Source organism: Sphingobium sp. GW456-12-10-14-TSB1 (genome assembly GCF_059424385.1).
Genome location: NZ_JBWKZI010000002.1, coordinates 374001 through 386046, shown reverse-complemented (window position 1 = coordinate 386046; position 12046 = coordinate 374001). Strand labels below are relative to the sequence as shown.

8 protein-coding genes are annotated in these 12046 nt (G+C 63.5%); 3 read left to right on the top strand and 5 right to left on the bottom strand.

Annotation, left to right across the window (positions count from 1 at the left end):
- Positions 1 to 16: 16 nt before the first annotated feature.
- Both AC07X9_RS19025 and AC07X9_RS19020 read right to left on the bottom strand, forming a co-directional pair.
- On the bottom strand, positions 17 to 985 hold the full coding sequence (locus AC07X9_RS19025) for a FecR family protein (protein ID WP_086486151.1): 969 nt from the start codon (positions 983 to 985) through the stop codon (positions 17 to 19).
- A 61-nt stretch (positions 986 to 1046) separates the two neighbouring features.
- Positions 1047 to 1574: an RNA polymerase sigma factor gene (locus AC07X9_RS19020; RefSeq protein ID WP_254908130.1), complete on the bottom strand. Its 528-nt coding sequence runs from the start codon at positions 1572 to 1574 to the stop codon at positions 1047 to 1049.
- Positions 1575 to 1906: 332 nt separating this feature from the next.
- On the opposite strand from AC07X9_RS19020, the gene AC07X9_RS19015 reads away from it, so the two are divergent.
- Positions 1907 to 3103 carry an IS256 family transposase gene (locus AC07X9_RS19015; RefSeq protein WP_086486152.1) on the top strand — a complete coding sequence of 399 codons (1197 nt, stop codon included), beginning with the start codon at positions 1907 to 1909 and terminating at the stop codon, positions 3101 to 3103.
- A 447-nt stretch (positions 3104 to 3550) separates the two neighbouring features.
- Here AC07X9_RS19015 and AC07X9_RS19010 read toward each other — a convergent pair whose 3' ends face one another.
- The 3 genes from AC07X9_RS19010 to AC07X9_RS19000 are packed head-to-tail and all read right to left on the bottom strand — an operon-like array spanning position 3551 to position 7537.
- Positions 3551 to 4801 (bottom strand): PepSY-associated TM helix domain-containing protein, encoded by a 1251-nt coding sequence (locus AC07X9_RS19010; RefSeq protein ID WP_086486153.1) that lies wholly within the window; start codon positions 4799 to 4801, stop codon positions 3551 to 3553.
- Complete coding sequence (locus tag AC07X9_RS19005; RefSeq protein WP_086486417.1) at positions 4798 to 5493, bottom strand: hypothetical protein; 696 nt, start codon at positions 5491 to 5493, stop codon at positions 4798 to 4800. The genes AC07X9_RS19010 and AC07X9_RS19005 overlap by 4 nt, the downstream gene beginning before the upstream one ends.
- Before the next feature lie 10 nt (positions 5494 to 5503).
- Entirely contained in the window at positions 5504 to 7537 is a 2034-nt protein-coding gene (locus AC07X9_RS19000) for a TonB-dependent siderophore receptor (protein WP_254908131.1), read from the bottom strand.
- Positions 7538 to 8185: 648 nt separating this feature from the next.
- On the opposite strand from AC07X9_RS19000, the gene AC07X9_RS18995 reads away from it, so the two are divergent.
- Positions 8186 to 10321 (top strand): TonB-dependent siderophore receptor, encoded by a 2136-nt coding sequence (locus AC07X9_RS18995; protein ID WP_140159625.1) that lies wholly within the window; start codon positions 8186 to 8188, stop codon positions 10319 to 10321.
- The gene (locus AC07X9_RS18990; RefSeq protein WP_086486156.1) at positions 10321 to 11784 is read left to right on the top strand and encodes a PstS family phosphate ABC transporter substrate-binding protein; all 1464 of its coding nucleotides are present in this window, start codon (positions 10321 to 10323) and stop codon (positions 11782 to 11784) included. The genes AC07X9_RS18995 and AC07X9_RS18990 overlap by 1 nt, the downstream gene beginning before the upstream one ends.
- Positions 11785 to 12046: the final 262 nt, after the last annotated feature.

Sequence of the window (12046 nt, the reverse complement as noted above, 5' to 3'; positions counted from 1 at the left end):
CGGGAGGAAGACGGCCTCAGCGCACGGGAGCAGGACTGATGCGAACGCGATCGCCCTTTTCTTCATAGGTGATCGCCATGAGATTTGAAAGATTGGCCAGAAGTCCAGAGCCGTCACCAATGGCCAATACCCCCGAAAACGGTCGATTGCCGATCGCGGGATCCACCGTGATCGTCTTGCCGGAATAGCGCGCGATATCGGCCGCGACCACGCTCAGAGGCGCGTTGTTGTAGACCAGTCGGCCTTGCCTCCAGCTGCCGACCTCGGCCGGCTGAACCGCGGTCAATTGCGCGGAGCGCTGCTTGCGCCGTGCGGTCAATTGCTGGCCGGCTGACACGCGCGTCGCTTCGCCTTCATCTGGCGCAACCGAAACATGGCCCTCCGCGACGGCCACCGTCATGGCGTCCGAAGACAGGTTGATTCCGAAGGTGGTGCCGATGTCGCTGACGGAATAATCCCCGGCCTTGATCGAAAGCGTGCGGCGCGGATCGTGCTTGACCACGAAGTAGGCGTCGCCCTCGGCTAGTTCCATGCGTGTAGGGTCGCCGTCCTTGACGATCAGGCGGGTTGCGGGTGCGAGGTCCACGGCAATCCCGTCGCCCAGCGCCACCTGCCGCGTCTCGCTGCGGGTCGTGGCGTAAATGATGTCCTGCTGCTGCTGCGACCAGAACGCGGGAATGGCGATGGCGGCCACGAGCGCAGCGGCAACCGAACCGTAAAGCCAGCCGCGGCGCGAAACCGAATGAGGGGCGACAGGCTCGACGACGGGCTCCGGTTCGCTCGACCGCAATGTGCGGAGATCGTCGATCCGGTCGTCGAAGGTGCGATCGGTCAGTGTGATCTCGTCGAAGGCCTGACGATGGCGCGGGTCGGCTTCCAGCCATAGCGTATAGGCGTCCCAGTCCGCGTCATCGTGCGCGAGGGCGCGATGCCAGGCCAAGGCCTCCTCCAGAAGGCGATCATCGATGTCCGATCGCACCGTCATGGCGAAGGGCTTCTCCGAAATGTCATATTTGGCTGTTCGACGTCACGCATGCCGGCCTACCTCAGTCCAGCAGTGCACGGCGAAGATATTTCATCGCCACTGCCATATGTTTCTCGACCCCGCTTTTGGAAATGCCCAATCGCAGCGCGACCTCCGCATGGCTGAGGCCATCCAGCTTGTGGAGTTCGAACACGCGCCGCGCGCCGTCGGGCAGTGTCTTCAAGGCGGCCCACAGGCGGGCTGTTTCCTCCTCGTTGAGCAGGGCTTCCTCGGCATTTGGGCTTGCGTCAGCGGGCTCGCTGCCATTTTTGGGGCCACCGCCGAGATCGTCGAGCCAGACACGTTCCCGGCGCATTCGCCGCTGTTTCTCGCGAAGGCGGTCGACGACCAGATTTTGGGCCATCCGGTAGAGATAGGCGCGCCCGTTGCCGATCGGAGCGGTCGCTACATGTCGTAGCTTTATCCAGATTTCCTGGAGAATTTCCTCCGCATCGGCCGGGTCTCCGGTACGTGCGATCAGAAAGCGCTGCAACTCGGCGCGATGCAGGCGATACAGGGCTTCGAGGCCTTGAGAACTATCTGGTTGCACAACTTATCTTCTAGGCGAAGTCATGACAAAGACAAACCGGATGTGTGCTGCGGGCGAATTGACTCGCAGGCAGATGGTGTCCCGCCGCCTTGAGTCGATGATTCTTCGAGGTGCGACCGGGCGCTCGTACCCAGTTCTGTCGCGCATGTCAGTCCGAGAGCGACTTTTGCACGCATCTTCATCCGAATTCTTGCCAGGCCGGCCCCAAAACCGGACCTCGGCGGCAATGGTCGTGTCCCACGGGGTGGTGTAGGAAGGTTTCCCTGAGAGGGTGGCCACCGTCGATCTTCTGGTAGGGTTCGGATGCGAACTCGAACCTGGAGAAGAAGACGATGACCGACGACAGAATGGCCCTTGTTGAGCTGATTGAGCAAGGGGCTGACAGCGATTTGGTGCGCGAGATGCTGGCTTTTGCCGCTGAGCGCATGATGGATATGGAGATCGAGGCGAAGACCGGGGTTCCTGCCGGTGCTCGTAGTGCAGCCCGGCTCAACCACCGTAACGGCTATCGCGAGCGTGGTTGGGACACCCGCGCCGGCCGGATTGATCTGGCAATCCCGAAGCTGCGCAAGGGCAGTTACTTCCCGAGTTTCCTGGAGCCGCGCCGGACCGCCGAGAAGGCTTTGGCAGCGGTAATTCAGGAGGCCTATGTGCACGGGATCTCGACTCGTTCGGTCGATGATCTGGTCAAGGCGATGGGCGCGAGCGGCGTATCGAAGAGCCAGGTCAGTCGTCTGGTTGCCGAGATCGACGAGCGGGTGAATGCCTTTCTGGCGCGGCCGATTGAGGGCGAGTGGCCCTACCTGTGGATCGACGCCACCTACCTCAAAGTCCGGGAAGGCGGGCGGATCGTCTCGACGGCGGCGATAATCGCCGTGGGCGTCAATACCGATGGCCGCCGCGAAGTGCTCGGCGTCGCCACCGGTCCCTCGGAGGCGGAGCCCTTCTGGAAAGCCTTCCTGCGTTCGCTGGCAGATCGGGGCCTTCGCGGGGTGAAGCTGGTCATAGCCGACGATCACAAGGGATTGCGCGCCGCCGCCAGCAAGGTGTTCGCCGCGAGCCAGCAACGCTGCCGGGTGCACTGGATGCGCAACGCGCTGGCCCATGCCGCGCCCAAGCAGCGGCCCGCCGTCATTGCCATGATCAAGACGATCTTCGCGCAGGAAACGGCCGAGGCGGCGCACCAGCAGTGGGAGCAGGTTGCCGATGCCCTGCGCGAGAAGTTTCCAAAGCTGGCCGACATGATGGACGCATCACGCGAGGACGTGCTCGCCTACATGGCCTTCCCCAAAGATCATTGGGCGCAGATCGCGTCCACCAACCCGCTGGAAAGGGTCAACAAGGAGATCAAGCGAAGGTCCGACGTGATCGGTATCTTCCCCAATAATGCCGCTGTGGTTCGTCTCGTCGGAGCGCTTATGCTGGAGCAAAATGATGAGTGGGCCGTATCGCGCCGATACATGACGCTGGAAACGCTCGGCTCGGTGAGCCATAATCCTATTGTCAGCTTGCCAGCACTGGCAGCCTGACCTGAACCCGATCCTGCCGTAGATCGACGGTTCCTACACCACCCCGTGGGACACGACCGCGGCAATCTCTTGGAGGCAAGTCACCGGGCGCGGGCCATCTCTGTATGTCCCATCGTGTTGCAGACTGAGATTAGCTTGCCAAAACGCCTACCTATCGAACGATAACGATCTCAATGATACATCCTCGAAAGTGGAATGGACTAGCCTTAGTCCGGGTGACTGCCGGCATCTTCGTCGACATCCTCGATGAAGGACCGACCATTCCACCAGTTTCGATCAACAAGCTCGTGGGATGCTGGTGAGACTCGGCGCGCTGACGCAACTTTACGGTCAGCTCGCACCTAGGATGGAAACGCATGCATCCGTTCCGTAACGGACCCGTACGCACTTGGAATGATGCGCGCAGTCCTGAACGCGATCTTACCTCAGTGTCTTTCGTGCCCAATCTCATTCGATGCGCGTCGAAGACCGACGGGCGGCAGAAGGAGCCATCCGGCGCCGGCCCAGATACAGGAGATAGCCGGTGATCGGGAACAGCGGCATCGCCAGCGCCGCGAGCATGAACAGGATCGCGAAGGGAAGCCCGAAGAAGCTACCGCGATGGACCGCGAGCCGAGCGGTGGAGATGCGGCCGCCGAGCGAGTGGCTCGAATAGAGATCGCGCTTGATGATGGCGCCGTCGGGCCTGACCTTCAGTTCATTATAGGCCCGGTCGTTGCCGGCATCGGGCGAGAGATAGCGCACGCGCACATGCTCCCTCGCGATCTTCGGTATCGAGATGATCACGGTCGACGCGCCGCCGGGCTCGGCCAGCACGGTCCGCCACGTCGGGTCGAGCGTCGGGAGCGGCTCGGCAGCCTTGGCTTTCTTCGCCCCGCTAGGAGCCTTTACGGCCGCTTCCTTCGGCGCGGTTTCCTTATCGACATTGTCGTCGGTCTGTCCGGTCAGTAGCCAGTCGAAGCCGGATTTGAACCAGGGATAGGAATAAGTTAGGCCGGTGAGCGCAATGATCAGATAGACCGGAAGCACCCATGTCCCGATCACTTGGTGGAGCGAGAAATAGAGCCCGCGTTTGCGGGCCCTCAGATTGGGCTTGAACCACAGGCGCCAGTTCAACGGCCGCTTGGGCCAGCGCAGATAGATGCCCGAGGCGAGGAACCCGAGCAGGCTCAGCGCTGTGATGCCCGTGATCTGGCGCCCCGGCCCCTTGGCGTCGCCGGGCAGCAGCAGGAACCTATGCAGGCGCCGCACAGTCGCGAAGAACTGCTCTCCGGTCGCATGGCCCAGGATCCGGCCATCATAGGGATCGACATAGAGCTTCTCCGCCCGGGCGGGGCCGTCCCCGGCACGCGGCGGCGTGAAGGTGATCTGCGGCGCTGCGCCGGCCCGCGTCCGAAGCGTGATCGTGGTGGGCTTGGTACCGGGCATCTCGCTGACGAAACGGGCCAGCAGGGCGTCGGGGGTGAGGACCGGTATTTGCCGCGGCGCGACGTCCACGACGCCCGGGCTCAGCGCCTCCATGACCTGGTTCTCGAACGCCATCGTGGCGCCGGTGACGCCCATCACGCCGAGTACAATGCCGATGGTGATGCCGAACAGCCAATGTGCCTGGAACACGGCCCAGCGCAGGCGTGAGCCGTGCGCGGTCTTGCGGGACTTGGGCTTTGTGGTCGGATTGATCGCAGCCGGGCTGTTCATCGCTGCGTGCTCACCGTCCAATCGATCGCCGCGTCGAACAGCTTGAGGCCCGAAGCCGACAGGTTGGCGAAGCTATCATTGTTGAGGAAGAGCATGACGCGGCGGGCAGGGGCGAGCGCCTCATAGTCCATGGTCGCGCCCTCCTCGTAGCCGAAGATAGCGACCTTGTCGGGCTGGCCATAGAGCGTGGCGATGATCGTGGCGCCGAGACCGGGCTTCCCCCAGCTCATCGGCGCCTGCTTCACATAGACATTGGCGACGCCGGCCGGCAGCCCGCCGGCCATGGGCTGCGGCGCGTTGACGATCCAGAGATAGCGCTCCTTCTCCGCCTCGCCGAAATCGGCGTCGTGGCGTTTTCCCGTCATCGCGAGATCGTCGAGGATGTCGTTCTCCCAGGTGAGGAGCGGCACCGGCAGCTGCCGCCAGCCCGGTTTCACGTCCTTCGACGAAACCGTCGACGAGATTACCACCAGGTCGGCGCCCTTGGCGACGGCCGGGTCGGCATCCTGGTTCTCGAAGCGCACCGTAAAGCCGCGGCTCGCCAGATGCGCGCGGACCTGTTCGTCGACGCTCATGTTCGGGCCGTCACGCTGCACCAGCATCACGACCTCATGGCCGGACGCGGCAAGCGCGGGAGAGCTGATCGAGAGCGCCAGCGCGAGGAGCGCGAGGAACGACCTAAAGAGGGACATCGGATGCATCCTAGAATTCGATGGAAGCCTTGAGGGAGAAGCGCCGCGTATCGCCGACCGAGACGAAATAGGTGTTCACGCTCGAGGGGTAATAAGTCTTGTCGAACAGGTTTTTCACGTTGAACTGGAGCCCGAGCTTGTGACCCGCGAGCCGGGTGTCATAGGTCACGAAAGCGTCCGCGGTGACATAGCTCGGCAGGAAGAAGCTGTTGGCGGAATCGCCGGCACGGCGCCCTACATAGTGCGGACCGCCGCCGATCCGCAGCTTGTCGCCGCCGACGATCGCGCCGAAGTCGTACACCGCCGAGAGCGAGCCGGTATATTTGGCGGCATTCCAGAGCAGGTTGCCAGCGAACACCGGGTCCTTGGTGGTCTTGCCGTCGAGATAGGCGAAACTGCCGATCGCGCTCAGCCGCGGCAGCACCTGTCCGGCCAGGTCCAGCTCGACGCCGCGCGCCCGCGCCGCGCCGGCGGTGCGATAGTCGGTGAGCTTGGTGACGTCGTTGAACTGCGAGACGAGGACATTGCGCTTGTCGATATTGAACAGCGCGAGCGTACCCGTGACCCGGCCGGGAATATCCAGCTTGGCGCCGACCTCATAGGACTTGCCTTCCTCGGGCGCGAAGCCCGAATCCAGCACGAGGCCCGCCGTCAGCGGCGCGATCGTCGAGGCGGGCTTCAGCGACTGGGTGTAGCTTGCATAGAGCGAGAGGACATTGGTCCATTTGAACACCAGGCCGGCACGCGGCAGGAACACCGTCCCGTCGGTGTCGGTGTTCGTCTTGAACGGCCGCCCCCGGCCGGCGAGCTGCGTCCAATGCAGCACCCGGCCACCCACGACCGCGATCCAGCGGTCGCTGAGGTGGATCGTGTCCTGCGCGAAGAACGAATAGTTGTGGAGCTTGTCGGTCTGGTCGCTGTCGCTCGGCGACACCGTGCTCGAGGGCGCCTCGAGCCCATAGACCGGGTTGAGATAGGAGAAGGTGTATTTGGGGGTCTGGCGGAGCAGATCCTTGCGGTAGATCTTGCGATATTCGCCATCGACGCCGAATTGCAGGTCGTGGCGCATGCCGAACAGGTCGACGCTACCATCGGCATAGACCGTGCCATAGGTATCGGTGCTGAGCGCGCCGTGCGTCGCGTCGTTGCTGCGCACGAGCGTCCCGGTCTTGGTGTTGACCCCGTTCACGCGCAGCTGGCCGGCGTCGTAGGTCTCGCTGTTGTAGCTCAGATTGACGTGCACCGCCCAACCGCCGCCCATCTGGTGGTCGAGCGAGAATTGGCCGAGATGGCTCTCGCCGTCCATGTTGTTGAACGGCTCGTCCAGCCGTTCGGTGCGCGGGATGGCGAGCGGCTTGAGCGTCGCCGGATCGAGCGCCGTGCCGCGATCGAACGGCGTCAGATATTTGCGATATTCGTACCAGACGACCGCCTGCGTGGTCGCCCCGTAATAGGCGATAGACGGGGCGATGAGGGTCTCGCGGTGGGTGCCGAAATTGCGCCAATAGTCCTCATCGACATGATCGACGATCAGCCGATAGGCGAGGGCGCCATGGCCGATCGGCCCGGTCGTATCGAGGGTCACGTCATAGCCGTTGCGCGCATTGGAATAGGTCGACCCCAGGACGCTCATCACCGCGTGGGCTGTCAGCTGCGGCTTCTTGCTGACGATGTTGATCACGCCGCCGGGATCCATGATCCCATAAAGGAGCGAGCCGGGGCCCTTCAGGACTTCGACGCTCTGGGCAGCGGCGTTGAATCCGCGGCCCTGCACCAGCGGCATGCCGTTGTGCATGATCGACCCGTCACGGTTGCCGCCGAAGCCGCGCTTCATGATCGTGTCCTGGGTGCCCGCGAGCGTGTTCTGCTGGGTGATGCCGCTGACATTGGTGAGCGCGTCGTCGAGATAGCGGGGCTGCTGGTCGCGGATGACCTGCGCCGAGACGATGTTCACGATTTGGGGGATCTCGAGCACCGGGGCCGTGGTCCGTAGCGTCGAGGCGTCCGGCGTCGGCTGATAGCGATCGTCGACACCCCTCGCCACCGGCGCGGCGCGAGCCGTTACGACGATGTCGTCGTTCGGATTGGTGTCGGCTGACGGCCTCGACTGGCCGGCGTTAGTAACGGGCTGCGCGACGGCAGGCGAAGACGACAGGATGGGTAGGCCGAGAGCGATAAGCCATCTCGGCTTGAGCGACCGATGGATTGAAGTTCTCCTCGAAACGAATTTCTATGAAGCACATTGCGGTAATGCGAACTATTCGCAAGAGTTTTTTGCAACTGCGAAGCAGTCCTGAAACCAAGCCCCATCGCGACGATCGCGCGAGTGGATCGTAACTATCTGAAAATATGAGACAAAGCTGATCTTCGACTATGGGTTGACAGTTCGAAGATTGGGAAAGTTCAATGTTCCAATGCCATTATGATCGGCTCAGCGGCCAGTTCAGGCGATCGGGCGGCGAGGGCGAATTCACCTCGGGTCGTATGGTCAGGGACACCCGTCGGTTGTCGGCGCAGGGTAAGAATGCAATATTTTCGGTATTGCGAATCATTATCATATCTCTAAAAAGGCGCCTCATCGAAACATCGGGGAGGGCGCAGGTTCACCAGCGACGCGGCGTTGTCCGCGTGCTCCATCGTCGCGGTCTTGAGCGCCGCGAGGATCTGCTCCCTTGCACGCAAGGGGGTGAGAGTGAGCGTTTGCCGTCTGCAAGTCTCGTTGATTGGTCTCGCAACGTCATTGGCGCTGGGAGGCGCGCAATCGGCCGCCGCACAAGCCGCCAGTCCCGCCGGCCCGCAGGATGCGGTGAGCGCGTCCGAGATTGTCGTGCTGGGATCGCGGGGCGAGGGCTATAAGGTCGACGACCTGACGACCGCGACGCGCACCGGCACCGATATCATGTCAGTTCCCCAATCGATCCAGTTCGTCACGCGCCAGGTGATCGACGACCAGCAGATCATCGATCTCACCAGCGCTCTGCGAAACGTCAGCGGCGTCCTTGCGGGGACGGACGCGGGCAATCGGTCGGAGAGCTTCACGATCCGCGGCTTCCGCTCCTCCTATTACGCCATCGACAGCATCATGCTGAGCCCGGCGATCCAGACCAACGACAGCTTTCGCGATCTCGCCAATGTGGAGCGCATCGAGGTGCTGAAGGGTCCGGCTTCCGTGCTCTACGGGCGCGGCGATCCGGGCGGACTCATCAACATCGTCACCAAGCAGCCGAAATTCACCACCGGCATGAACCTCTCTCTGCAAGGTGGCAGCGATCGGTTCGTCCGCGCCCAGGCCGACGTGACCGGCGCGATCGACCCGGCTCACACCCTGGCTTTCCGCGTGATCGGCGCCGCGCAGACCAGCGACACCTTCCGCGATGTGTTCGACCCCTATCGCCGGCAATTCGCTTCGGGCTCACTGCTCTGGCAGCCCGATGAGCGCACGCACGTCATCGCGAGCCTCACCTATGCCCATCAGGCCAACCAGACCGACCGCGGCATCGTAGCAACGCCAAGCGCAGACGGGAAAGGACTGGTGGTCGATCTTCCGCGCGCGCGCTTCTTGGGCGAGCCTTGGGCAACGACGGACTCCCAGCGGGTCGAATTCAATTATCGCATCGAGCATCAGATCGCCGACTGGCTCACCATCCGCCAGATCGGCCATTATGACCGGGGCGAGATTGACCTGCTTGGTATCAATCTCGGGAACACCGTACGCGTGAACCCCATGACCGGCGCCCGGACCTTGACCCGCACGTCGGTTCGCCAGGGCGAGCAGAACCATAATTGGGATTTCCAACTCGACATGGTCGCCAAGTTCAACACCTTCGGGCTGAACCACACGATCGTCTTGGGGGGTGAGCGCCTGAACGCCTACCGTTTCCGCACATTCGATCGCGGATCGCTGGCGGCGATCGACATCGACCATCCGGTCTACGGTGCCCAGCCCACCAACTTCGTCGCAGCAGACGATCGCACTGTCCGCGCCAAATCCAACTCAGCCTATTTCCAGGACCAGATCGACATCGGCGAACACGTCAATCTGCTGGGCGGTGTGCGGTTCGATCATGCGCGGTCGTCGGACTTCGGCGTCACCGGCTATACCTCGGACGACAAGGCCTGGTCGCCGCGCTTCGGCGCGGTCTGGAAGCCGATCAAGTCGGTTGCGCTGTTCGTCGACTATACGCGCTCGTTCCAGTCGAGCACCGCGCCGACGATCAGCGGGCAGCCGCTCTCTCCCGAAACCGGCGAACAATATGAAGCCGGCATCAAGGGCGAGGCCTTCAACAAGCGGCTCTCGGGCACGCTTGCCATCTACCAGCTGACCCGCGCCCATGTCGCGCAGCAGGATCCCAACAACGTCGGCTTCAACATCGACGCTGGCGAACAGCGCTCGCGCGGCGTCGAGCTCGACATCTCGGGCTCGATCACACCCGACCTTCGGATCATCGCGAGCGGCGCTTATACGGAAGCCAAGGTTCTGACCTCGACCGATTTCGCGCCTGGAAACAGACTGATCGGGGTACCCAAATGGGCTGGCAGCCTGTGGCTGACCTATGAGCCCAAGACCGGCGTGCTGCACAATTTCGGCCTGGGTGGGGGCGTGTTCGCCGCCGGCAATCGACCAGGCGACCTCGACAACGCCTTCAAGATCGGCGGCTATCGCCGCTTCGACCTGAGCCTTTGGCGTAAGGTCGGCAAGAGCCTGCGCGTGTCCGCTAATATCAAGAACCTGTTCGACGAATATTACATCGAATCCTCGGTCTCGCGCGCGCAGATCACACCCGGAACGGGCCGCAGCGCGCTGATCACTCTCAGTGGAGAATTTTGATGCGCCGTCTCGCCCTGTTCGCGTTGCTCGCCGGTATTGTGAGCGTTCCCGCCATCGCGCAGGAGGAGGGAAAAATCCCGACACCGCTCCCGCTGGTCGCCCGCTTCACCGACGCGCAGGGCCGGCTGTTGGTTGGTGGGGGGCCGGAGGTGGAGGAGATCGCAGCGGTGCTGGGCGCTTATGTCCAGGCGCGGGTCGTCGGGACGTCCGGTGCGGTGCCGCTGCTGGCGCAGGGCACGATCTCCATAGCGGTGCTGCCACGCGCGATGACGGTCAACGAACGGGCGGCCTCGCGCCGCTTCGCGGGCGGCGCGGTCCTGGCAATCCCGGTCATGGACGGGCTCACCGCCTACGCTCGCCGGGATGGAGACGGCGCCGCCGATGCGCGCGCACTGGCGCAGATCCGGCAGCTCCTGTCAGATGAGACCCAGGCCCAGCTTGCGATCCGGCTGGGCGGCTATCGTAAGCTTTTTCCCGATGATCTCGCCGCAGCCCGCGCCACGCTGGCGAAGGTCGCGCCCGCGCAGACGCCGGACGGGCCTGCCAGCGATCGATTGGCGGACGGACGCCTGGCGATCATCGGGAGCGACACGCTGGTGACGCTCCTGCCTGACGTGCTCGCCGGCTTCGCCCGCCGTTATCCCGTTCCCGGTTTTGCCGCCGACCTGCGCGGCTCCTCGCTGGCGCTGCCGGCGCTCACCGCGGGCACATCGTCGCTTGCCCCCATGGGCCGCGAGCCATGGCAGGAGGATATCGAGGCCTTTCGGCAGGTGAAGGGCTATGCCCCTACGCGCATCCGCATCGCCTATGCGAGCCACGGCCCGCGTGCCGACGGCAAGACGCCGCCAGCCATCTACGTCAACGCCGCCAATCCGCTCCCCCGCCTCTCGCTTGCGCAGATCCGCAGGATTTTCGCGGCGGGTGCGCCGGGCGGGGACATCATCGAGTGGCCGGCGCTGGGTGTTTCGACGGGTCAATGGAAGGGCGCGCCCGTCCATGTCTATGGCGCCCAGGAGAGCGGCGGCTTTGCCGTTGCCATGCGGCAATCGAAGCTCGAGGGGCTGCCATTCAGCGCACGCTACCGCTCGATGCCGAGCGGCCCGGCAATCCTGAAGGCGGTCGCCAATGATCCGCTGGGCATCGGCTATGCGACATGGATGGACGGCGGCGAAGCGCCGGCGGGTGTTCGCGTGGTGCCACTCGGCAAGACCGAGGCCGGACCGTTCGTGCTGCCCAGCGATGTCGCTCGGCGGGGCGCCTGGCCGATCTCCTACTTCTTCAACATCTATGTGGATCAGGCGCCGGGGCATCATGTCGCGCCAGAGGTGAAGGCGTTGCTGACCTATCTGCTCTCGGATGAAGGCCAGCGGATCATCGCCGCCCATGGCAACGAAGAAGATGGCTATGTCCCGCTGGATGCGGCCGACCTCGCTGCGGAACGGAAGATTGTGGAGCGGCTCTGACAACGACCGACTCGCGCGATGACGCAGCACCGCTCGGTCATCCGCCGCACCGTACAGCTTCTTGTAACCTCTCGCTTTTGCAGCCAGCTGTCCGTAACGATGGAGACGCGAAGAACAGATAGGAAAAGCAGGCGCTGAAGGGGGATAAGAAGGGGGTGTTCTGGAGAGACATGATGATGTGCGCGTTCGTCCCGTTGCCTGCCCGGAGTTCCCATGCCACTTCGCTCTTGCTCGACGCGGCGCGGTGTTGGCGCCGTGCGCG